This window comes from Acinetobacter sp. C13 (assembly GCF_016809775.1).
GTDB classification, from domain to species: Bacteria; Pseudomonadota; Gammaproteobacteria; order Pseudomonadales; family Moraxellaceae; genus Acinetobacter; species Acinetobacter pittii.
In genome coordinates this window covers 706,214-727,311 of sequence record NZ_JAFBJL010000002.1, presented here as the reverse complement: position 1 = coordinate 727,311, position 21,098 = coordinate 706,214, and the positions used below count along the sequence as shown (strand labels likewise).

25 protein-coding genes and 1 riboswitch are annotated in these 21,098 nt (G+C 37.4%); of the genes, 9 read left to right on the top strand and 16 right to left on the bottom strand.

Going from position 1 to position 21,098, the window contains the following annotated elements; all coding sequences use genetic code 11:
* The first annotated feature begins 157 nt into the window (after nt 1–157).
* Nucleotides 158–682, top strand: a complete 525-nt coding sequence (locus JGE69_RS08630) for a protein tyrosine phosphatase family protein (protein ID WP_064784882.1) — start codon at nt 158–160, stop codon at nt 680–682.
* Here the strand turns inward: JGE69_RS08630 and ispF are convergent.
* Nucleotides 670–1,161 (bottom strand): 2-C-methyl-D-erythritol 2,4-cyclodiphosphate synthase, encoded by a 492-nt coding sequence (gene ispF / locus JGE69_RS08625; RefSeq protein ID WP_002115651.1) that lies wholly within the window; start codon nt 1,159–1,161, stop codon nt 670–672. The two genes, JGE69_RS08630 and ispF, sit on opposite strands and share 13 nt — an antisense overlap.
* 100 nt (nt 1,162–1,261) lie before the next feature.
* Between ispF and JGE69_RS08620 the strand changes: the two genes are divergently transcribed.
* Complete coding sequence (locus JGE69_RS08620) at nt 1,262–1,906, top strand: hypothetical protein (protein WP_016140721.1); 645 nt, start codon at nt 1,262–1,264, stop codon at nt 1,904–1,906.
* Nucleotides 1,907–1,950: 44 nt separating this feature from the next.
* Here JGE69_RS08620 and JGE69_RS08615 read toward each other — a convergent pair whose 3' ends face one another.
* The 3 genes from JGE69_RS08615 to JGE69_RS08605 all read right to left on the bottom strand — a co-directional run bounded on the left by JGE69_RS08615 (nt 1,951) and on the right by JGE69_RS08605 (nt 4,787).
* The gene (locus tag JGE69_RS08615) at nt 1,951–3,195 is read right to left on the bottom strand and encodes a D-amino acid dehydrogenase (RefSeq protein ID WP_032006893.1); all 1,245 of its coding nucleotides are present in this window, start codon (nt 3,193–3,195) and stop codon (nt 1,951–1,953) included.
* A 176-nt stretch (nt 3,196–3,371) separates the two neighbouring features.
* Nucleotides 3,372–3,460: riboswitch (glycine riboswitch) on the bottom strand.
* 150 nt (nt 3,461–3,610) lie between these two features.
* On the bottom strand, nt 3,611–4,102 hold the full coding sequence (locus JGE69_RS08610) for a hypothetical protein (protein ID WP_174724447.1): 492 nt from the start codon (nt 4,100–4,102) through the stop codon (nt 3,611–3,613).
* 241 nt (nt 4,103–4,343) lie between these two features.
* Nucleotides 4,344–4,787: a BLUF domain-containing protein gene (locus tag JGE69_RS08605; protein WP_017398952.1), complete on the bottom strand. Its 444-nt coding sequence runs from the start codon at nt 4,785–4,787 to the stop codon at nt 4,344–4,346.
* 228 nt (nt 4,788–5,015) lie between these two features.
* On the opposite strand from JGE69_RS08605, the gene JGE69_RS08600 reads away from it, so the two are divergent.
* Nucleotides 5,016–5,279: a hypothetical protein gene (locus tag JGE69_RS08600; protein ID WP_060466279.1), complete on the top strand. Its 264-nt coding sequence runs from the start codon at nt 5,016–5,018 to the stop codon at nt 5,277–5,279.
* Between the two features lie 46 nt (nt 5,280–5,325).
* On the opposite strand, the gene JGE69_RS08595 is transcribed toward JGE69_RS08600, so the two are convergent.
* Nucleotides 5,326–6,036 (bottom strand): alpha/beta fold hydrolase, encoded by a 711-nt coding sequence (locus JGE69_RS08595; protein ID WP_199112759.1) that lies wholly within the window; start codon nt 6,034–6,036, stop codon nt 5,326–5,328.
* A gap of 175 nt (nt 6,037–6,211) precedes the next feature.
* Here JGE69_RS08595 and JGE69_RS08590 point away from each other — a divergent pair, with 175 nt between their 5' ends.
* The gene (locus JGE69_RS08590) at nt 6,212–6,505 is read left to right on the top strand and encodes a hypothetical protein (protein WP_002115649.1); all 294 of its coding nucleotides are present in this window, start codon (nt 6,212–6,214) and stop codon (nt 6,503–6,505) included.
* Nucleotides 6,506–6,670: 165 nt separating this feature from the next.
* On the opposite strand, the gene JGE69_RS08585 is transcribed toward JGE69_RS08590, so the two are convergent.
* The 3 genes from JGE69_RS08585 to galE form a co-directional block, all read right to left on the bottom strand.
* Nucleotides 6,671–7,117, bottom strand: a complete 447-nt coding sequence (locus JGE69_RS08585) for a DUF6097 family protein (protein ID WP_199112760.1) — start codon at nt 7,115–7,117, stop codon at nt 6,671–6,673.
* Nucleotides 7,118–7,491: 374 nt separating this feature from the next.
* Nucleotides 7,492–8,886, bottom strand: coding sequence for a class II fumarate hydratase (gene fumC / locus JGE69_RS08580; RefSeq protein WP_005068873.1), 1,395 nt, complete (start codon nt 8,884–8,886; stop codon nt 7,492–7,494).
* Between the two features lie 116 nt (nt 8,887–9,002).
* A complete protein-coding gene (gene galE, locus JGE69_RS08575) occupies nt 9,003–10,010 on the bottom strand; it encodes a UDP-glucose 4-epimerase GalE (protein WP_057085250.1) in 1,008 nt (335 codons plus the stop codon).
* A 65-nt stretch (nt 10,011–10,075) separates the two neighbouring features.
* On the opposite strand from galE, the gene tusD reads away from it, so the two are divergent.
* The 4 genes from tusD to JGE69_RS08555 are packed head-to-tail and all read left to right on the top strand — an operon-like array spanning nt 10,076 to nt 11,471.
* Nucleotides 10,076–10,444 carry a sulfurtransferase complex subunit TusD gene (tusD, locus tag JGE69_RS08570; protein ID WP_174724451.1) on the top strand — a complete coding sequence of 123 codons (369 nt, stop codon included), beginning with the start codon at nt 10,076–10,078 and terminating at the stop codon, nt 10,442–10,444.
* A gap of 44 nt (nt 10,445–10,488) precedes the next feature.
* Nucleotides 10,489–10,839 carry a hypothetical protein gene (locus tag JGE69_RS08565; RefSeq protein ID WP_199112762.1) on the top strand — a complete coding sequence of 117 codons (351 nt, stop codon included), beginning with the start codon at nt 10,489–10,491 and terminating at the stop codon, nt 10,837–10,839.
* A gap of 17 nt (nt 10,840–10,856) precedes the next feature.
* On the top strand, nt 10,857–11,141 hold the full coding sequence (locus JGE69_RS08560) for a hypothetical protein (protein ID WP_005068868.1): 285 nt from the start codon (nt 10,857–10,859) through the stop codon (nt 11,139–11,141).
* 18 nt (nt 11,142–11,159) lie between these two features.
* Entirely contained in the window at nt 11,160–11,471 is a 312-nt protein-coding gene (locus JGE69_RS08555; RefSeq protein ID WP_002115694.1) for a TusE/DsrC/DsvC family sulfur relay protein, read from the top strand.
* Nucleotides 11,472–11,473: 2 nt separating this feature from the next.
* On the opposite strand, the gene JGE69_RS08550 is transcribed toward JGE69_RS08555, so the two are convergent.
* Nucleotides 11,474–12,337, bottom strand: a complete 864-nt coding sequence (locus tag JGE69_RS08550) for a DMT family transporter (RefSeq protein WP_199112764.1) — start codon at nt 12,335–12,337, stop codon at nt 11,474–11,476.
* A gap of 123 nt (nt 12,338–12,460) precedes the next feature.
* Here JGE69_RS08550 and JGE69_RS08545 point away from each other — a divergent pair, with 123 nt between their 5' ends.
* A complete protein-coding gene (locus tag JGE69_RS08545; RefSeq protein ID WP_199112766.1) occupies nt 12,461–13,852 on the top strand; it encodes a PLP-dependent aminotransferase family protein in 1,392 nt (463 codons plus the stop codon).
* 16 nt (nt 13,853–13,868) lie between these two features.
* Here JGE69_RS08545 and JGE69_RS08540 read toward each other — a convergent pair whose 3' ends face one another.
* The 7 genes from JGE69_RS08540 to JGE69_RS08510 form a co-directional block, all read right to left on the bottom strand.
* Nucleotides 13,869–14,351, bottom strand: coding sequence for a winged helix-turn-helix transcriptional regulator (locus tag JGE69_RS08540; RefSeq protein ID WP_005068860.1), 483 nt, complete (start codon nt 14,349–14,351; stop codon nt 13,869–13,871).
* A gap of 216 nt (nt 14,352–14,567) precedes the next feature.
* On the bottom strand, nt 14,568–15,803 hold the full coding sequence (locus JGE69_RS08535; RefSeq protein ID WP_199112768.1) for a molybdopterin molybdotransferase MoeA: 1,236 nt from the start codon (nt 15,801–15,803) through the stop codon (nt 14,568–14,570).
* Entirely contained in the window at nt 15,803–16,726 is a 924-nt protein-coding gene (gene moaCB, locus JGE69_RS08530) for a bifunctional molybdenum cofactor biosynthesis protein MoaC/MoaB (RefSeq protein ID WP_000799985.1), read from the bottom strand. Before moaCB ends, JGE69_RS08535 begins: the two co-directional genes overlap by 1 nt.
* A 23-nt stretch (nt 16,727–16,749) precedes the next feature.
* Complete coding sequence (locus JGE69_RS08525; protein ID WP_199112770.1) at nt 16,750–17,235, bottom strand: molybdenum cofactor biosynthesis protein MoaE; 486 nt, start codon at nt 17,233–17,235, stop codon at nt 16,750–16,752.
* 3 nt (nt 17,236–17,238) lie between these two features.
* Entirely contained in the window at nt 17,239–17,493 is a 255-nt protein-coding gene (locus JGE69_RS08520; RefSeq protein WP_001187658.1) for a MoaD/ThiS family protein, read from the bottom strand.
* Entirely contained in the window at nt 17,494–18,534 is a 1,041-nt protein-coding gene (gene moaA / locus JGE69_RS08515) for a GTP 3',8-cyclase MoaA (protein WP_139101546.1), read from the bottom strand.
* Between the two features lie 226 nt (nt 18,535–18,760).
* On the bottom strand, nt 18,761–21,034 hold the full coding sequence (locus JGE69_RS08510; RefSeq protein WP_161282317.1) for a molybdopterin-dependent oxidoreductase: 2,274 nt from the start codon (nt 21,032–21,034) through the stop codon (nt 18,761–18,763).
* Between the last annotated feature and the right edge of the window lie 64 nt (nt 21,035–21,098).

Sequence of the window (21,098 nt, the reverse complement as noted above, 5' to 3'; positions counted from 1 at the left end):
GTTTTTTATTTTATAAGACTTGTACTCTTCCAGTTAATTATTTTTAAAAATTTGATAACGTTGCCGAATATATAAGCAGGCTGTATTTCAACTATTCTCTAGAATCGTGTATAACATTCTACACAATAAGCTAAGCCTACTCTTGTAGAGTGCGATCATGACAACCCTTGAACAATCATTATCTCAAATTCCCGCATTTTCGATTATTCATGAACATTTATTTAGCTCGGCCCAGCCTTCTGCTGAACAACTAAAATTGATTAAAGAGTTTGGTTGCAGCACAGTCATTAACCTTGCTTTAACTAATGCTTCAAATCATCTTGAGAATGAAGACCGTATTTGTTTAGACCTTGGTTTAAATTATATTCATATTCCAATTGATTGGGAGATGCCTTCTGCTGAGCAGTGCTTATTAGTTTTAGATTTGATTGATCATTTAGTGCAAAATGAAATTGTTTGGATACATTGCGCCAAAAATAAACGCGTAAGTTGCCTTATGTATGTCTATAGACAGTTTTATATGAATATGGATATGCCGACTTCTCAGGATTTATTGCACGAAATTTGGGAACCTAATGAGACTTGGACTGGACTCATTCATAGTATTACCTTACAGCTACAAGGCCGTAAGGCAACTTTAGAACTTCAGCAGTCTTTGCAACAGGCAGATCACTTGGTGTGATGAGAGACTAAAACAGTCGCTGTAGCCAAAATACCTTCTTGACGACCGGTAAACCCAAGTTTTTCGGTTGTTGTTGCTTTAATGCTAATTTGATTAATATCTACATTTAGAACGTCAGCAATGCTTTGACGCATTTCCAGATTATGCTTAGCTAATTTTGGACGCTCGCAAGCCACCGTAATATCGGCATTATTTAACTGATAACCACGGTCTAAGATCAATTGATAAACATGCTTTAACAATACTCGGCTATCTGCGCCTTTGTATTCTGGGTCAGTATCAGGAAAATGTTGTCCAATATCTCCAAGCGCTAAAGCACCTAATAAAGCATCACATAGCGCATGAAGTACAACGTCACCGTCAGAATGTGCTTTCAAACCATGTGTATGTGGAATTTGAATACCCGCCAATGTAACGAAGTTCCCCTCTTCAAAGGCATGTACATCCATTCCTTGTCCAATACGAATCTGAGCAACCATATAAATTATTACCTTCCATAAAAACTTAAGAAATCTTGTATTCAGCCGTTCTGTTTCGCTATAGTACACCTAGCAAAGTAGACTGAAAGTATAAGCGATCATGCTGTCTAATACTGATATGAATCAATTGAAAAGATTAAGTTTTGTCGTGACACTGAGTTGTTTATGTTCACCTCTTGTCTTTGCAGAATCAATAGACTGTTCCAATACTGGAGCTGAGCTTAAAATCTGTTCAAAAACATTTAGTGAATCGAGAAAGCAACTCAATAATAAATATCTTTCTGCATATTTAGTTACTGATGCCCCCTTACAGCTTTTACAGGATACACAAAAGTTATGGTCTAAACATACTCAGCAATGCAAGAGTAATACATGTATTCAACAACAGTTTGATTTACGTACTGATGACTTAAATTTTTATGCTTCACTTAAGCAAACGCTTACCCAGCATTATCTTAAGTTTGAAAATGGACATATAGCAGCTCAGCCTGTACACATTCAAGTCCATCAGCTCGCGAAAGATAAAATTAAGATTGAAGGGATAGCATACCGCAATCCAAATAATCGCAAAGAAACGCAAACAATCTCATTGATGGCCTATAGTTCGCCTGAACAAAAAAGTGAAATTTTAGACAATGAGCACAACTGTAAATATCAGTTTAATTTTCAAAAAGCTTTACTTAATGTGAAAACCCAGCAAAAAGGCTGTGAACGTTTTAGCGGAATCTACCGCCTATATGATTAACTCTTTAAATAAAAGCCAGTGTTTGAACACTGGCTTTTTACTTTCTACGCTGGATATTTTTGAGCAATATCCTGACCGACTAAAACTGCGGTTGCCGCAGACAAAGTCCAACCTAAATGCCCATGCCCTGTATTATAAAAAACACGAGGTTGTTTAGATTGCTTAACAACAGGCAGCATATTCGGCATCATTGGTCTTAACCCTGCCCAAGGCACCACATGCTCAGTTGAAATATCAAAGTTACGATTAACCCAATTCACTAATGGTTGAATACGATCAGCCCGTATGTCGCGGTTATAGCCATTAAACTCAGCAGTCCCTGCCACACGCAGTCGATCTTTACCTAAACGAGAAGTCACAATTTTTGCACTTTCATCTAGTAAACTCACCCAAGGAGCATTGTTTACACTGTGCTCATCTTTTAATTGCACGGTAATTGAATAACCTTTTACTGGATACACATTTACTCTCTCACCAATCATATCGGCAAGTTGATAGCTCCCTACACCACCACAAACAACAAGTACATCACCTTCAAGCTGAATGTTATCGGACTCAACCAGATAAGGATGCTCAGTACTTGGCTGACAAGTTACGACTACTTTGTCTGCGCTGCACTTAATATCCATAACTTCTAGGCCGAACTTATATTGAACGCCATATTCCTTAGTCTTCTCAGCCAAAGAGGTTGAATATTTATGAATATCACCCGTCGCATCACTTGGTGTGTAATAGCCACCGAAATAGTCACCCGTCAAAGATGGTTCTATTGTTTTCATTTCATCAGGTGAAACCGAATAGCGTTCCAATGTACCTTTGTTCAATACGTTATTAACTTGTTTAGCAATCTCGTAGTCAGCCTTACTGTGATACATATGGAGGATTCCACGTTTCTCCAAATCAAACTCAAGCTGCTCTTTTTCAGCAACTTCAAACAAACGCTTACGAGCAAGCAATGCCAAACGCACCGTCTCGATCGTATTTGCTTCATAGTTTTTAATATGTGATAGAAATTCAACCAACCAACTATACTTATGCAAACTAAATGAAGGGTTCAACAATAGAGGAGCATCTTTTTGTCTCATCCATTTAAAGCCTTTAATGACGGTGGCTTTTTGGTTCCATACTTCGGCGTTACAAGCCGATAATTGCCCTCCATTGGCAAATGATGTTTCCATTGCAGGATATAAATGTCGATCAATCACTGTGACTTGATAACCCAGTTGCGATAATTCATAAGCAGAGGTAACCCCTGTGATTCCCGCACCTATCACAATAACATGTGGCATAACAGACTCCTCAGAAATGCAAGAACATTTCATCAGTACAGCCCATCTGTCATTGGTACCTGAGAGTTTCGACCCCAACGTTACCTTTTAACGTTTAGATCTTCCCCTTCGGTGAGTTTATAATTTATAAGTTATTGTTTTCCATTCTTATAAATCTAAGCTTCTCTCCAGATTTTTTAATTATTACAGTCCTTTTGCCTGAGAGTTTCCGGGCTTGTTGCTCCTTCGGCGGGTTCTTAATGAACCTCTCTCCCGCAATAATTTTGTATTTATATAAGCAATGTATCTGCCACATTGAAAAAAACGCATTCTTTTCTTGTAAACTTTTGTATAAATAATCTTTAAATTATAAAACACTGATTTAATTAGAAAATAAAAAAGGTGAATTTTTATAAATCCACCTTTTGCACTTAAATTAGAGTTTTCCGTTGAGAACTTGGTCTGAAACCGCACCCTTCCATTGCTCACGCAAGGTTGGTAAGTAGAATTTCTCACCAATAGTGACCAATTCAGCATCAATCAATGCATGAACTTCGTGCATAAAAATATAATCTAGAGCAACTAAAGAAAGCTGATGATTTTTTTGCGCTGTTTTCTTACGTTTTACCTGTGCTTGTTTCACTAGCTCATTTGCAAAGTTTTTATCTTTATAAGCAGTAATTGCATTTAAACGAAGCTCAATAACACCCCATCCCGCTAATAGTTTTTTAAAAACTTCAAAATCTTTTGAGGTTGATTCCCACGTTACGTTTTCTAGATCATTATCTTCAGGTAAAACTGGTAATAATAAATCCGCTGTACTTGGGAAAATCTTTTTAAGATTTAACAGAAACTTAACCGGCTGATCACTAGGATAATCATTAAATTGCACATGTTGTTGGGTATCTGTCAAATAAATAGAGAGCATTCAAAAATCCTTAACTAAGCAGCTGTTTTTAATAATTTTATCTCTAACTTTGCGAAATAAATGCAAAACAAAAAACAATATAAAAACAGGACAAGGTGGGCATTTTAACAATTATGACGGCTTATTCAACGCCAATTCGCCATTAATTAGTGAAAGTTTCAGCCTTTGTGATAAAAAGCTCTCCGAAGAGAGCTTAACTTTAAATACAACATCAAAAATCCGTTGTAATTCTTGGTTTCGATTAACCTTGATATTGATCAACTTTATAATTTGGCTGATCTACAAGCAGTTCAATAAAAGTCGGAATAGATGTAGTGTTAAGCAGATAAGGATTAAATTCATCAACATGATGATGATGAAAGAACTCTTTTATTTTCGTGTTAATGGGAGCAAATTTCATACTCCAATGTTTAAATAGCCGTTGTTCGGATGGTTCTGAAAAGATGATTTCACAGTTCTGGTGTCTCGAATCTTTCAAAATTAATTTATAAAATAGCGATTCGACCTGTTCTTTCTCACCTTCCAAATACTGCAAGAAGTATCCATTACCATAGTAAAGCACTCCTGTAATATCATTATGTGAATTGAATTTGACAGCTTCTGTGAGAATATCAATTAAATCTTGTTTTATTTGACTATGTTCACTATTGGTTTTACTTGCATACATAAAGCCTATTAAACTCATAGCGATACTCGAAGATAGATTTTAATGTCCATTCTGACATCTACCCTCTCTTCTTACAATGTAAGCTATTTAAAACCTTGTATTTCAAAAGTAAAGATTATTTTCTTTTTGAAAATGACAAACTTTAACAACCGGAAATCTTTTGTAAATTAATGCCAACCTAATAAGTTAATTAGACACTATTAATTTTAGTACAATTGAAAATTATCTTTAATGTATGGATGTCTAATGGAGAATCATGAAATTATTCTTCAAGACGAACATCATAAACAGTTTAAGATTATTAAAGTCCAAGATGTTCGTTTTGATAAGAATACGCTTAACAATAGCTACCAATGGTTATGGATATTTGATCATAGTTCAGAGTTTTTTCCATTTGAGTTATGGGATCAGCTTGATAATGCAACCATTCATCAAAAGATCAAACTCGACAATCAAGTTTTCAGGATTATTAAGATTCTGACGAAGAAAACGAAAGTTAGGCCCTCCTGAAACGTAAGTCCTCAAGCAACTATTTTTTAAGTTATTTTAAAGCTCTCTAACTTGACCCTAAATTCTTTTCACTTAACCATATGGAAATCACTGATGCCAGCGACTTAGGTTGCTCAATCGGAATCATATGGCCCGTATTTTTAATTATCTCAAGCTTTGCATGTGGCAATTGATCTAATAATTCTATCACCTCTTCCTTAGAGCGCAGTTGGTCATCAGCGCCAGAAATAATTAAAGTTGGACATGTGATTTTGCTCATATCATAAGAACTTCTATCTAACATAGATTGTTTAACGAATTCTTCATAACCTAAAGCTTTCCCCATCTCTTGGATTCTTTTTACAAGAGTACGATTCTGCACATTTGATGGATGAAGTGTTTTTTCAATCGATATTGAGCTTAGCCCATGGAAATTTTTCCCAGAGTTAAGTTTAATCGCCGTTAACTTTTGACTCTTCTGCTCTTCTGTATCTGAGCGTAGTGAAGACGCTATTAAAATAAGTGCCTTAACTTTTTCAGGAAATTGCTCCACTATAGATCTAGCGATATATCCTCCAACTGAGAATCCAATCAGTACAAAGCTTTGTGGCGCATGTTCAACAATATTTTGAGCAATTTCTTTGATTGTTTGCCCTTGTTTTAAAGTAGCTCGAGATATATTCCACTCTTTAGGTATTTCATCTATGAGTTCATTCCAGAGAGATTCATCAAGCATATAACCAGGAATTAAAACAACTGAAATTGGCTTTTGATTCATAAGTTTTTTAATACCTTACTTGTAAATTATAACTAACAGCATTTTATGCTAATAAAAAATCTATAATTAGAATATTGAAGTAAAAAATAAAATCACTATATAAATTAAACAGAAATAACTGTGGAAGCACGCCAGACTAAAACATTCCCTTTTTATGCTTAAGAAGGAGGTACATATGAAAGTTAGAGCATCACGTACGTATTCCGCTTCAGCAAATAATTATTTTATTTCTAAGGAATATGATTGTACTGTTATTCCTGTAAAAGGAATGTGTTTTATAGACTCTGGTTTAACTGAGAGTGGAGTGATTGAACCAGTAGAGATTATTGAAGTGACTATAGAACCAGAATCTAACTCGTATCATGTTCTTTTAGCACGCGATATACATGAGTACGAAAAAGAAGAGCTAAAAAAGAAGTTTGAAGCTATGAAATCTCATGGTTGGGAATACATAGACGGCTTACTTTGATATTTTCAAATTTCAAGATACAAGCTAAATCCTTCCACCCCAAAAGAGCCCTCATTAGAGGGCTTTTATATAAATATTAGCGCGTACACTTTTATTAATGATTTATCTGAACAAACAGATAACCGAATGCACAGCATATTGTATGCTTAAAGATTTTAAACATATTTAGCTAAGAACTTTATTCACATTCTTTTCAATTAATTTTTTGCTTTGGTTATTAAGTATATAAAAGTATCCAATCAATCCAAAGAATATGACTGCATAAATTATGACAATCCAAATATATTTAAATATGTTATCGAACAAAATATGATTTAAGACATCTACATCAATATTGACACCAAAGTTATGTACATATCGACTTAAGAATAATGCAATACAATAAATCAATATTGGAACCGCAAGAATTCCTGTCCATATATTAATTTTATTTTTCTTAACTTCTAGTTTTTCAAAATCATCTTCTCCAAAATATTTTTCAACTTCAATAACTTGCTTATTCAAATCATCTTTTAATGATATAGGTAATCTGTTGTCTTTAATATGATATTGAATGTTTTTCAAGATTTCTGCACTTTCTAGTGCTTCACCTAAAATGGTTAAATTTCCCATAGAAAAACCAGAATGTAATCAGTAAAACTATGGATTTTAAGGTAAATTTTGTGATTAAAAGCACTTTTTAACACAAAAGTAATAAATTTAGCTGAGTTACAAAACATTCAAAAGAAATACGAGAAGCCGAAAATGTTCCAAAGATTACTAAACATAGCTTCCTCTGACTATGTTTCTCAATTTTTTAAACACTATGAGAACGACTGAACTTTTATCCTGAACTATAAGATTATCAAAAGCCAAGTTTTCATAGGAGTTAAGTATTCATAGGAGTTAAGTATTCGAATTATTAAAATAAAAAGGCACTTTCGAAATAGTTCCAAAGTGCCTTTCTATTGTTTGAGATTCTAAAAATATCTTTATTTTTAGATAGATTACTTACTATTTGGTGAAACCATCTTTTCAGGTTTAACTACTTCGTCAAATTGTTCCGCTGTAACCAAACCAAGCTCAACAGCGACCTGCTTCAACGTTTTATTTTCTTTATAAGCAGTCTTTGCAACTTTTGCAGAATTTTCATAGCCGATTACTGGATTTAAAGCTGTAACTAGCATCAGAGAATTATGCAAGAAGTGATCAATCTTATCGCGATTAGGCTCAATTCCCACTGCGCAGTGATCATTAAAGCTATTACATGCATCACCAAGCAACTGAATGGATTGTAATAAGTTATAGGCAATCACTGGCATAAAGACATTTAATTCAAAGTTACCTGAAGCACCTGCTACGTTAATGGTCGTATCATTTCCAAGCACTTGTGCAACAACCATTGTCATTGCTTCACTTTGTGTTGGGTTTACTTTCCCCGGCATAATGCTTGAACCAGGCTCATTTTCTGGAATACGGATTTCACCAAAACCACAACGAGGTCCACTTGCCAGCCAACGAATATCATTCGCAATTTTGTTTAAGCTTACAGCCAAAGTTTTCAATGCACCTGATGCAAAAACAGCGGCGTCCCGTCCTGCTAGTGCTTCAAATTTATTAGGCGCGGTTACAAAAGGTAAACCTGTGAGTAATGCAAGCTGAGCTGCTGCTTTTACTGCATAGTCAGGATGTGCATTTAATCCTGTACCTACCGCTGTGCCACCTAATGGCAACTCATATAAACCACTTAAAGCTTGTTGTAGTCGAACCAATCCATGCTCAAGCTGTGATACATAGCCACTAAATTCTTGACCTAAGGTTAATGGAGTAGCATCTTGCAAATGGGTACGGCCAATTTTAACAATATCCTGAAACTCATCTGACTTTTTTTGCAAAGTCGCTTTAAGCTGCTCTACAGCAGGAATGAGCAACTCGTTAATTTGTAAACTTGCTGCCACGTGAATGGCCGTTGGAAATGAGTCATTTGTTGATTGAGCACGATTGACATGATCGTTTGGATGTACTGGCTTTTGAGCACCTAAAGCTTGCCCTAATTTCTGGTTTGCAATATTGGCAATCACTTCGTTACAGTTCATGTTGCTTTGCGTACCAGAACCTGTTTGCCAGACAACTAAAGGAAATTGGGAATCCCACTTGCCATCAATGACCTCTTCAGCAGCACCCACAATATATTGACTCAAATCTTGTGGTAGTTGTTCAAGTTCAGCATTGGTTATTGCAGCAGCCTTTTTTACCAAACCCATCGCTCGAATCATGGCACGGGGTAATCGTTCTTGCCCGATTTTAAAGTTCTGTAAGCTGCGTTGAGTCTGTGCCCCCCACAATGCTTCATTTGGAACTTCAATCTCACCCATAGTGTCATGTTCAATTCGTGTTTGCATAGAAACCTCGGTTATCTCAATAAAGAACTCACGGGCTGAAGCAAGTGTTTGCTCTGGCTAGTTAATTTTGAATATCGTACTCAAGCATACCAGCATTGTAAATAAGAATCATTATCTTATCTTCCATTTAAAGTATTTTGATAGAAGCGCCATTCATCTTCGATCATTTGTTTTAATGGGCGCTTCGGTGTCCATTGCAATAAGGTTTTTGCTTTCTCAATATTAGCACCAACTTGATCTAACTCGACATGTTTATAAATTGCTGATTGTGTAGGAACTTCAGCTTTAGTAACTTGTGAAATTTCATCGAGTAATTGACGAATTGAATGAACTTGGTCATGTGCAATATTAAATGCTTCACAACAATACGTTTGTTCACGCAGCCAATGTAAGCTCGCAATGACGGCTTCACATAGATCTAAAACATGTAAAAAACTACGTTCGGTCGTATGATCTGACGTTTCAGCTTGATCTTGTAATTCAATTAAATCACGCTGCATTGCTGCGACTTGCATCGCAAGCGGAACAATATTTTTAGGGAGCTGAGCGACATACTCTCCGAGTACCCCATGTTCAAATGCACCTACGATATTAGACAATCGTAAGATCGCAATTTTCCACTCATGGTCAATTTTATAAGTATCACGGATAATTTCTTCAATCATCTGTTGAGACTTAATGTAGGGATTAGGATAAGCATAATTAAATTCTTCTGTTTCACTCAATTGCAAGCCAGATTTCCCATAAGCTGCAAGGCTAGACAGATGAATGAAGTGACGAACACCCGTACGTTGCATGGCACGAAGCAAGCTCATGATACAACTAACATTATCATTATAATATTCAAGAGGTTTAAGGTTAGATTCTTCAATTGATTTGAATCCGGCAGTATGAATAACTGCATCAATTGAATATTGCTCAAACACCTTATTCAGCGCTGGTGTATTGCGTACATCAAGTTTGACAAATGGAACGTACATACCAGAAATAAATTCTAGCCGCTCCAAAGTTTGCAAGGTTGAATTAGCCAAATTATCGACGATTACCACCTCTTGCCCTTGAGCCATTAGACTCAACGCAATGTGTGAACCGATAAAGCCTAAACCACCTGTCACTAAAATCATTGTATACTTACCTTTCTCTTAATGTATCTACGCCCATTTAGACGTATGACCATAGTGAATTCTCAATGAGTACATTACTACTAATTACCTCTGCTCCTACTTCCATTCATGCTTGGCATGCGTTAGGACTTGCTCAGGCACTCAAAAGTAAAAATGAAGACTTCCGTGTATTCTTTTACCAAGATGGCGTGCAGGTTGCTAATGATTTTCAATGGGTTCCTGACGACCAGCGTAATTTAACGCATGAATGGCAAAAGCTTGCGATTCGTCTTCCTGTTTGTGTGAGTGCTGCCCTCGCTCGTGGTATTACAGATGCAGAAAATGCCAGTCGTCATCACCTTACTCATCACAACCTTGCCAAAAACTTTGAACTTGTCGGGTTAGGTGAACTTGCTGATGCAGTACAGTCAGCATCTCGTCTTATTCAATTTTAAGTTACTTTGTTTGCTTAGATTGTTGCTTTTAAAAGGTATATTGTGTGAAATCTGTACTCGTCATTTTAAGCCAAGCCAATTTAACCAGTCTTCAAATCAATGAAAGCCTTTCTGCTAGTATGGTTTTAGCAACCTTTGGCTCACCAGTCAAAGTATTATTGAAAGATGCAGCTCTTAGTCTTTTGCAAAATGATTTGAGCTTTGATCAGTTTCGTCAGGCTTTCAAAGTGGCATCAAATATGGTCGAAAGTTTTGAGTTCTATGACTTGAGCCCTATTCTGATTGAATGTAAAAATCAGCAGCATCCTCTTGTACAAAAAACCGAACAAGAAATTGAATTCGTTCAGTTGAATGCTGAGTTTATTCAATCTTTTGATCATGTTCTATATTGGTAGATAAAGGTGTAAGTTTAATGAATCCGTCAACACTTTATCTTGTGCAATCTTCTTACCATTCTACGCCGAAAATTATTGATGAATTACGCAATCTTTTTCAGGTAGGTGACCAAATTGTTTTTATGGGCGATGCAACTGCACACCTTTCTGCTGAAATGATTCAACCATTTGAATCTGTTTCATGTTTAAGCATCGAAAAAGATTTAATCGATACGGATACTTTAGCTCAGGTGAAGGTATTAGATTACGATCAATTTGCTGATCTGGTTTTAACGTTTAATCGCTGTATTTCTCTTAAATAATATATTTAGGCTGGTTTCATGAATTTAGAATTAGACCAAGATGGTCATTTGGTTGATTACACAATCTGGAATCCTGAAGTTGCGCAAGAACTTGCCAAATCGCTTGATCTTGAACTCACCGATTGGCATTTTGAAGTTTTAGCGGCTGTACGTCAGTTTTATCAGCAGTTTGGACACTCTCCAGCAACTCGTCCTCTCATTAAATTTTTAATGAAAACGGTCAGTCCAGAGATTAATAATGCGGTTTTACAGCAACAATTTAATACTGGTTTAGTGGCGCGTCATTTAAGTCGTTTAGCTGGAATCCCTAAACCAGCAAATTGTTTATAAAATTAAGTAAATTTTTTAGCAGCAGCGACGCATAAAATCGTTGCTGCTGTAACCACCAACATTGACCAACTTACTTGTTCGTGTAACAAGACCGCAGCAATACCTAATCCCATTAAAGGTTGTAAAAGTTGTAGTTGGCTAATCGCAGCAATTCCTCCTTGCGCAAGCCCTTTGTACCAAAAGAAGAAACCAATCAGCATACTAAATAAAGACACATAAATAAGACCTACTAAAGCTGATGTAGATATGTTCTGAAATGAAGCTGGCATATAGAAAATAGTCAGAAATAGCATAAAAGGTAGTGACAAAATAAGCGCCCAACAAATGACCTGCCATCCACCAATTTTTTTTGAAAGTACACCGCCTTCTGCATAGCCAAAGCCACAAAAAATGATCGCCATCAACATATAAAAGTCCCCTATTCCAAGTGAGGTATCACCAGAAATCAAAAACATATAAGCGAAGACAACCGCACTCCCTAAGACTGCAAATATCCAGAAAAATTGATTAGGTTTTTCGCCACCTCTCAACACAGCAAATATTGCCGTTGCAAGCGGCAAAAGACTAACAAATACAATTGAATGGGCTGCATTCATGTATTGGAGGGCAAGCGCTGTAAATAGAGGAAAACCTATCACCACGCCTAAAGAGACGATGGCAAGAGGCCACCAATCTTGCTTGGCTGGTTTCTTTTGTTTTAAAACCAAAATAAAAATAAGACCTAAAATACCTGCAATTGCCGCACGTGCCGCAGTTAGAAAACCCGGTTCGAACCCCATTACGGCTACGCGTGTTGCTGGTAGTGATCCCGCAAAAATAGCCACGCCAATAAAACCATTCACCCAGCCATTCATAAACCTATTCATAATTTTCTCCGTCACTATACGAAGAATTTAAGCTGTGCTAAGGTGAATAAACCAGATACAAAGCAGTACAATTCAAAAGAACTGTAATGCATTAATAACCAGTACAGTTCGGATTGTAAGCCAGTGAAACAGAACAAAACCAAAATTGAAATTGTCATTTCAGAGATTGAGCAACAAATAAAAAATCGGTCTTTAATGCCTGGAGCACGCTTACCATCTGTACGCAAATTAGCGAATGATCTTGGCTTTTCGGTTTCAACCGTCGTAGAAGCCTATGAAAGATTAATTGCTCTAGGCAAAATCGAATCAAGAACTGGGTCTGGTTTTTATATTGTTGGTCCGCTTGCCCCTCTTTCTTTAAGCGAATTAGGCCCTAAATTAGATCGCTCAGTCGACCCATTATGGATTTCACGTCAATCCTTGGAAGCAAAAGCAGATGTTTTTAAGCCTGGCTGCGGTTGGCTACCTGATGACTGGATGCCATTAGATAGTATTCGTAAAGCATTAAGGTCGGCCGCAAGAAGCCCAGATGATTGTTTGATGGGTTATTCAACGCCATTAGGATTACCCGCTCTACGTGACTTACTGGCAAGACGCGCTCAAGCAAAAGGTATCAATGCAAATCTTAATCAAGTGCTTTTAACAGACTCAGGAACTCAAGCAATTGATTTAGTATGCCGATTTTTACTAAAGCCTGATGATGTCGTTCTCATTGATGATCCTTGTTATTTTAACTTTCATGCATTACTTAAAGTCCATCAAGTCAAAGTTATTGGTATTTCCTACACACCAACAGGTCCTGACTTAGAGGCATTTAAAGAAGCAATTGAAACTTATAATCCCCGTCTTTATATCACCAACTCAGGAATTCATAATCCAACTGGTGCAGTACTTTCTCTTTCTACGGCGCATCAATTATTAAAACTTATTGAACAATCAAATTTGATTGTTGTTGAGGATGATATTTTCTCAGACTTTGAATATAGCACTGCTCCTCGGCTTGCTGCTTTGGATAATCTTTCACGTGTAATCTTTATTGGAAGTTTTTCTAAAACGTTATCAGCATCTATTCGTTGTGGCTATATTATCGCTAAACCAGAATGGATTGATCAGCTCACTGACCTGAAAATTGCCACAAGCTTTTCTCATAATGGTGTATCAGCTGAAGTTTTATTAAGTGCTTTAACAGATGGGTCTTATCGTAAACATATAGAATTATTAAAGGTCCGATTAGCAAAAGCAATGCACGATACCATTACTCAGTTAGAACCTTTGGGTATAAAACCATGGATTAAGCCTCAAGCGGGAATTTTTGTTTGGTGTCATTTACCAAAAGGAGTTGAAGCTTCAGAAATTGCAAAATATTGTATTAATCATCAGGTTATTCTTGCACCAGGAAACGCATTTAGCCAAGCTTCCAATGCTGATCAATTCATACGCTTTAATGTAACACAGTCAAATCATGACCACATTTATAAGACTCTAGCTGATGCGATTCAACAAGAGTCTTCGTAATTTATAGCAAGAAAAATTAAGCTTGTTTCTGTTTTTGCTGCATATATGCAAAATAACCCGGCCCAGCTGAAACCTGAACTTGTTTTGCATGTAAAGGTTCACGGCAAACCGAACATACCATGACTGGTTCAAATTTATGACCACAAGTTTTATGACGATATTCTAAAGGTTTGCCTAAACCTTGATCCATCCATTTATCTGCCCAATTCGCCATAGACAAAATAATTGGATAAAGTTCAAAACCTTTATCAGTCAATTTATATTCAAAACGTTCCTGCCGATCAAAATAAGGGGCTTTGACTAAAATTTCATATTCAACCAAACGCTTTAAACGATCCGAAAGGACATGACGAGTGACACCTAATGACTTTTGAAAATCGTCAAAACGGCGTATTCCCATAAAAGCATTACGTAATATTAGCATCGTCCATCGATCGCCAATCACTGATAGCATACGAGCAACCGAACAAGGTTGATCACCGATGTCGTCCCATTTCATCTTTATGCGTTCCTCGATATTTCCTAGCCTAATGGCCCTATTGTTTATACCCTAAACCACTTAGCACGATTTATGCAAGATTCATTATTAAAATAACTTCTTATCAAGCTTATGAAAGAATTTTCATTATAAAAAATTAAAAGTTATTATTTAAAATTGCTTAATAAATATAACTCACTCAGTCATTTAGTGGGTTATATTTATCATTACTGGTTATTAATTTGAAATAAATACGCCCTTCAATATATAACCCGCTTCCAATTTTGCACTTGCCGGAATTCGGACCAGACAATTAGCTTGCATTAAATTACTGAGCATGTGTGATTGCTGTTTTGCCAAACTTTTAACTTTGAGTTGTCCATTGTCAAAATAGGCATGCATTCTTAGAAAACGCTCGCGTGCATCTTCTTTTAAATCGTGATCTAAAATTGCACTAAACCACTCTGGCCCTGCCGAGTTTCCCTGCAAAGTGTCAAGCAATGCTTTACCGTAAACCTGCATAGAGACATAGACTGCAGCAGGATTACCCGGCAAACCGAGCAAGTAACAATGATGATCTTTTTCTGGATTTGAATATTCAGCAAAAAACAGGGGTTTACCCGGTTTTTGTTTTACTTTCCAAAAGATTTGTTCAAATCCAACTTCGAAAGCACAGGGCCGAACAAAGTCGTAGTCTCCTACCGAAACTCCGCCAGTCGTTATAACAACATCATAGCTGTCTTTTAGTCGGTTAAAGTAATGGGTGACCTGATCTGCTTCATCTGCCACATGAATGAGTTCAACATCTAAACCATAATCTTCAAACCAAGCTTTTAGTAATGGACCATTTGCATCAAAGACTTTTCCATCGATTAAATCTTTTGCCGTTTGAGCAACTTCATCACCTGTGACTAAAACTGCAACTTTTGGTCTACGATAAACAGTAAGTTCTTGTACACCTGCCATACTTAAAGCAGCCAAGCTTCCAATATTTAGAAACTGTCCTACTTGAGCAAGTAACTGCCCTTGCTGGATTTCTTCACCAGTAAAACGGATATCAGCTTGAGGGCGTATATGCTCCGTTAAACAAATTTCTTGAGCCGAAATAACCGATACGATTTCTTGCCGTGCTACATGCGTTGTCCCTTCAGGAATTTTGCCGCCCGTAAATATACGAATCGCCTGACCTTCACCAAGTATGTCATGACTCTCGCTTCCGGCACGAATCTCACCTGTGACTTGGAACTTTTGATTATTTAAATCTTCTGCATGGCTACAAAGTGCATAACCGTCTACCGCACTTTGAGAAAAACTTGGTAAATTAATTTCAGAGTAAATATCTTTGGCAAGATAACTACTTAGGCTATTTGTGAGAGTCTTTTGAATAGAGCTTAAGTTTTTAGGCTTATTAATAACTAAATCTAGCGCTTCATCTATACTGATTAATCCACGCTCAGCACCACAACCTGACATTATTCATAGCCTCCTGGATGCGGTAAATCACGGCAAACATCAAAAATATGGACTAATGCAGGTAAAATAGCGGCCATTGATTCGCTTGCTCCACCACGGCTTCCCGGTAACGTCACAACTAAAGAACGGTCAATAAACCCTGCTACTCCGCGTGACATAGCCGCGTATGGCGTGCGTTTTTGTCCAAATGAGCGAGCTGCTTCCATTAAGCCATCTAATTTACGTTCTAAAAGAGGCTCTAGCGTATCAACTGTAATGTCACGCTTACCAATTCCTGTTCCACCCACCGTCATAATACAAGCATACGATTTGGTGAGTTCTAGGACCAATTCTTTGAGATCATCTGCTTCATCAGGCAAAATTTGGTAATGGATCGGATCAAATCCAGCTTCAGTTAAAGTTTCAACTACAGATTTTCCGGCCGTATCTGGCTTTCTACCCGATGCTACGGTATCTGACAATACAATAACCGCAGCCGAAACAGGCTGACGCAATACCCGTTTAAAATGGGATTTTCCGCCTTTTTTCTTAAGTAGTTTACATTGATCCATCCAGAGTTCTTCTGGTTCACAATGAGGCTTTAACATGTCGTAAATGGTTAAACCTGCAAGGCTTGCCGCCGTTAAAGCTTCCATTTCTACGCCAGTTGGCCCAATGGTCTCAACGACAGCAATAATTTTTACAAAGTCATGTTCCAATTCATATTCTACATCTGCCCGATAAATCGGTAGCGGATGACATAGTGGAATCAGCTCATCAGTTCGTTTTGCTGCCAAAATTCCTGCAACACGTGCTGTTTTTAATGCATCACCTTTTTCCGTGTTTCCTTGTCTTAATAGTTCAATACAGTGCGGTGGTGCATATAAAATCGCTTGTGCTTCAGCAACACGATAACTTTCCGGCTTCATTCCTACGTTTTTCATTATTTATCCTAGTATTACATATTTCAGTGTGAGTGCTCATGGCCGGCATGATGATGGTGTTTGTGGTCATGCGGTGCATCCTTACGAATACAGCAGCCTTCTACATAGTGACTTGTACCATCTGTAAAGAACTCTTCTTTAAAGACAGGTACTTCATGCTTTACCCGTTCGACCGCTTCCTCACATGCCTGAAAAGCTTCACGGCGATGAGCTGCATACGCAATTGCAATAATGGCTGTTTCACCGACATCCAGATATCCAATTCGATGAACCACTCGCACATAAGATACCTGATACTTTTTCTCAATTTCTAGTTCAATTTCACGTATCATTTTTTCTGCAAGCGGTTTATACGATGTATATTTCAGCGCCTTTACCGCTTTACCTTCGTGGTGATTACGAACCGTACCCATAAAAATATCGATACCGCCACATTCCGGAAAAGATTGAATCGGATCAAAAGTATCCGAGCTTAAAGCCTGCTCTTGTATTCTTGCGAACTCTTTCATGACTCATCCTCCGGCAACGGGTGATAATAAAACCAAAGTGCATGGCTCACTTAAGACAGTTTGTCTGGTTATGACATTATCACCAATCGCACATGCACATTTTTCCATGGCTTTTGTAGATTCCGGATGCAATAAAACAATTTCATCTAATACATCTTTAACCAGACTATGGCTAGGACAAACTAGCAAAAGATTTTCAGGAAGCAATTTTTCAATTGCACCAAATGCTTCGACTTTAATTTGGATAGATTGTTGCATTTATCCCCCAAGCATATGCATGCTGATTTTACGAGTTTGTTGATGTTGTAAGGCATGGAAACCTTTGGCTTTATGCCAGATATAAGGATGAACCAAATTCTTTAAATTTTGGATATACACACCGTATTCTGGAGTATGTTGTTTGCTTACCAGCGTTTGAAGCTGAGGCTTAATATTTAAGCCTTGCGGCGCAAATAAACAGTTATATAGTTCGCCTTTTGCGGTAAGCCGTATACGGTCACATTGGTGGCAAAATGAATGCGTAATTGTGGAAATAATTCCTAAATGGTAGCTACCGTTAATTAGATATTGACGCGCTGGCTCATGTTGCTGCTCGATGACTTGTACCGAATAATACGGTTGCAATACCTGTAAAATTTCAGCCTCACTTACCACATCTTTATTTGACCAAAGTGCATCACCATCAAGCGGCATAAACTCGATAAAACGCAAAGGAATATGATGAGCAATTGACCATTTCACCATAGGTAAGATTTGATCATCATTTCTATCTTTCATTAACACGCAGTTAATTTTAAAAGGTAATCCTACTTCTTTTGCAGCTTGTATCCCCTCTAAAACAGGCTCCAATTTTTTCTTGGTCAACTCTTTAAACTGAACAGGATCTAAACTATCTAAACTAATGTTTAAATCATCTAATCCAGCATCTTTTAGCTGCTTGGCATGTTTAGCAAGGTAATGACCATTGGTAGTCATCGATATACGTTTTAAACCTAAACTTTTTAAAGACTGTAGATCTCTAATGAAATGAACAATACCTTGACGCATTAATGGTTCACCACCCGTAATGCGAATACTTTGGATACCTTGCTGCACCATAAAATGACAAAATTGAAAGAGCGCTTCAAAACTAAGCAAGTCTTGTTTATTTAACCATTCTGGATGCTCAGGCATGCAATATACACACTTAAAATTACAGCGATCAGTTACAGAAATTCGTAACTTACGCTTGATACGCCCATATTGATCTTGCAGAAGGCTTGGCGCAGTTTCAGAGTGATATTGTTTCATCATTTGCACTCATATCGAGAACAGTTCAAATATTGCGAGCACCGATTATGAACAATCAAATACAAAAAATTGCGCCTAAATAGTGCTTTGCTTTTTATGCAAAATTTGTTCCAGCTCTACTTATCTTCCATAATATTTAACTTTTTATAGGTTTTTCACCGCACCGTCTCGAGAACAATTTAAAAATAAATCTCGAGTTAGCACGGTAAAATCTATGTTTTACTTGATTCTATTTCTAACACTTTTCTAAACGGATGGGTACATATTTATGGTATGGCGTTTTCGACAATGGATCACAATGTTCAGCAGAAATAAGTAAGTTTAATTGTGGCCCAATCGGTTCTCCATTTTGAAATCGCATACCATAGCCATGTGGAAGTGATACAACACCTCTTCTCATCCCATCATCCAACTCAATAGCTACCTGAATTTCTCCATGCGCTGAGATACATTTAAGCTGCCCTCCTGCATCTACATTTAAGTGTCTTGCATCTTCAGGATGAATACGCAGTGCACCTTCTGCATCTACTTTTCGCCAAGCAGGGTCACGGTAAATTTGGTTGGCATTGTAACTACGGCGTTCACCTGACAAAAGGATGAAAGGAAACTCTTCAACATTAACGTTATGGCTTTTCAAGCTTGCGAGTTCACTTAACATCTCGGGAATTGCAAGACGTATTTTCTTATCTTTATAAGCTACCAGTTTCCAGACTTCGTCATATTCATGTTGCGATAAAACCATACCTGAACGTTGCTTTAATATCTGCTCAAATAGTTTGACACCTTGTGTTAACGGACTACCTTTATAACCTGCGCGGCGTACTGCTTTGGTATGTAAAACAGCATATTGAATAGATAGCGGCAATAAAAAAGCAACTGAATCTGCAGAATTGCCAAGTCGTTTGCCAAGAGTTCGATAAATAATAGAGGCAGCAAAAGGGATATATTTTTTATGGCGTACCAAGGTAAGTCCTAGCGCCGACAAGTAGGGTAAGTAGGCTGTTTTTTTCGAGTCGACCGCAGCTATTTTTTCTAGAATTGGAAAATTCTTCGGAATGGCATACATAGCTTCCAGTAATCGAGTATAAATTTCGGCTTCCGGTAAAGTGTTTGCTTGAGCAGCCAATACGGGATGACGCAGGTGAAAACCATTCTTAGGAAATTCCAAGTTAAAACCAGTAAATTCCCATTTTTCAAACTGAGTATGAGCAGGCAAAATATAGTCGGCGAGTCTCGCGGTTTCTGTCATCGCAACATCAACTACCACCAGCAAATCTAAGGCTTTAAAGGCTTCCTCAAAGGCAGGTGTGTCAGGGTAAGTTAATAGTGGATTACAACTATCTACAAACACAGCACGAATTCGCTTTTCCCCTGCTTTAAGGATTTCATCGGGTAAAATATTAGGTGGGAAAAACCCGGAAATCGGGAACATTTTATGATAAACACTACGTCGATATTTTGGTTTTCTTTCATCCGTATCGGTCAAAATTGGAATAAACATGGTATGCAAATTATTGGTACCCTGTTTTCCAAAGTTCCCTGTCAGTAAGTATAAAAGCTTTTCTAAATAACCATTTAATGTTGTATTCAAAGTATGTTGAATACCTAAATCGATACGTACACAGCCTCTTTTTGCGTTTGAAAAATCTCGAACAACCTGATAAATCAAATCGACAGGTACATCAGCTTTAGCAATATAGTCTTCAATCGGGACATGGTTAAATGCAGCTTTTACTTCTTCAAACCCATGTGTATGCTGCTCAATAAACGCTGCATCATAAAGCTTTTCTTTAATAATGATCGCAATCATGGCCGACATTAAAAAAGCATCTGTTCCAGGTTTTAATTGCACATGAATATCTGCTTGTTTGGCTGTTTCGGTAACACGTGGGTCAAATACCACCATAGTTCGGTTCGGATCTTTCTTAATATGTTTTAGCGTGTCTCGTGCGTTAGGAATGCCATGGGCCTGAAAAGGATTTGTTCCAATAAAAAGAACGTAATCGGCATATTCAACATCTTCTGTGGTATGGCATGCCTGACTACCGAACAAACGCCCATTGAGCCAGAAATCACCCGTTTTTTCTTGGGCAAGTGAGTTATAAGCATAATAACTTTTCATGGCCAGCAAGAGCTGTCGGCCATACGCTGCACCGAGATGATTGCCTTGACCACCGCCCCCAACAGAAGCAAAAGCAGTCCCGCCAAAATTATCTCTAATATGTACTAATCGATCGGCAATTTCTTGTATGGCAACATCCCAGCTCACTTCTTGAAATGAGCCATCTGGTTGGCGTTTTAAAGGTGTGGTCAAACGGTCTGCGTGTTGCTGGTAATGCTGTAATCTGGCAGCTTTTTGACAAATGTAACCTTGAGAAAAAGCATGTTCGGGATCACCTTTAATTTTGACAAACTGGTTATCTTTAATTTCTACGCTCAAACCGCAGTTTCTTGAACATAAAATACATGCGGTCACATCTGTTTTACTTTGCTGAGCTGCGTCCATCATTTTTCTGGCTCCGTTTATTTTTATACATCTAGCTAGAATTAAAACAACAGGTTCCAAAATAGAA

Excerpts from the sequence above, each read along its gene's own strand:
- JGE69_RS08585 (WP_199112760.1), bottom strand. The coding sequence starts at position 7,117 with ATGGGAAATTTAACCATTTTAGGTGAAGCACTAGAAAGTGCAGAAATC.
- JGE69_RS08620 (WP_016140721.1), top strand. The coding sequence starts at position 1,262 with ATGCTGTCTAATACTGATATGAATCAATTGAAAAGATTAAGTTTTGTC.
- JGE69_RS08615 (WP_032006893.1), bottom strand. The coding sequence starts at position 3,195 with ATGCCACATGTTATTGTGATAGGTGCGGGAATCACAGGGGTTACCTCT.
- JGE69_RS08520 (WP_001187658.1), bottom strand. The coding sequence starts at position 17,493 with ATGCAACAATCTATCCAAATTAAAGTCGAAGCATTTGGTGCAATTGAA.
- JGE69_RS08605 (WP_017398952.1), bottom strand. The coding sequence starts at position 4,787 with ATGAGTTTAATAGGCTTTATGTATGCAAGTAAAACCAATAGTGAACAT.
- JGE69_RS08555 (WP_002115694.1), top strand. The coding sequence starts at position 11,160 with ATGAATTTAGAATTAGACCAAGATGGTCATTTGGTTGATTACACAATC.
- ispF (WP_002115651.1), bottom strand. The coding sequence starts at position 1,161 with ATGGTTGCTCAGATTCGTATTGGACAAGGAATGGATGTACATGCCTTT.
- JGE69_RS08540 (WP_005068860.1), bottom strand. The coding sequence starts at position 14,351 with ATGAAATGGGACGACATCGGTGATCAACCTTGTTCGGTTGCTCGTATG.
- JGE69_RS08550 (WP_199112764.1), bottom strand. The coding sequence starts at position 12,337 with ATGAATAGGTTTATGAATGGCTGGGTGAATGGTTTTATTGGCGTGGCT.
- fumC (WP_005068873.1), bottom strand. The coding sequence starts at position 8,886 with ATGCAAACACGAATTGAACATGACACTATGGGTGAGATTGAAGTTCCA.
- JGE69_RS08535 (WP_199112768.1), bottom strand. The coding sequence starts at position 15,803 with ATGTCAGGTTGTGGTGCTGAGCGTGGATTAATCAGTATAGATGAAGCG.
- galE (WP_057085250.1), bottom strand. The coding sequence starts at position 10,010 with ATGATTTTAGTGACAGGTGGTTTAGGCTTTATCGGTTCACACATTGCG.
- JGE69_RS08560 (WP_005068868.1), top strand. The coding sequence starts at position 10,857 with ATGAATCCGTCAACACTTTATCTTGTGCAATCTTCTTACCATTCTACG.
- JGE69_RS08630 (WP_064784882.1), top strand. The coding sequence starts at position 158 with ATGACAACCCTTGAACAATCATTATCTCAAATTCCCGCATTTTCGATT.
- JGE69_RS08510 (WP_161282317.1), bottom strand. The coding sequence starts at position 21,034 with ATGATGGACGCAGCTCAGCAAAGTAAAACAGATGTGACCGCATGTATT.
- JGE69_RS08600 (WP_060466279.1), top strand. The coding sequence starts at position 5,016 with ATGGAGAATCATGAAATTATTCTTCAAGACGAACATCATAAACAGTTT.
- JGE69_RS08595 (WP_199112759.1), bottom strand. The coding sequence starts at position 6,036 with ATGAATCAAAAGCCAATTTCAGTTGTTTTAATTCCTGGTTATATGCTT.
- JGE69_RS08590 (WP_002115649.1), top strand. The coding sequence starts at position 6,212 with ATGAAAGTTAGAGCATCACGTACGTATTCCGCTTCAGCAAATAATTAT.
- moaCB (WP_000799985.1), bottom strand. The coding sequence starts at position 16,726 with ATGAAAAACGTAGGAATGAAGCCGGAAAGTTATCGTGTTGCTGAAGCA.
- JGE69_RS08525 (WP_199112770.1), bottom strand. The coding sequence starts at position 17,235 with ATGAAAGAGTTCGCAAGAATACAAGAGCAGGCTTTAAGCTCGGATACT.
- JGE69_RS08610 (WP_174724447.1), bottom strand. The coding sequence starts at position 4,102 with ATGCTCTCTATTTATTTGACAGATACCCAACAACATGTGCAATTTAAT.
- tusD (WP_174724451.1), top strand. The coding sequence starts at position 10,076 with ATGAGTACATTACTACTAATTACCTCTGCTCCTACTTCCATTCATGCT.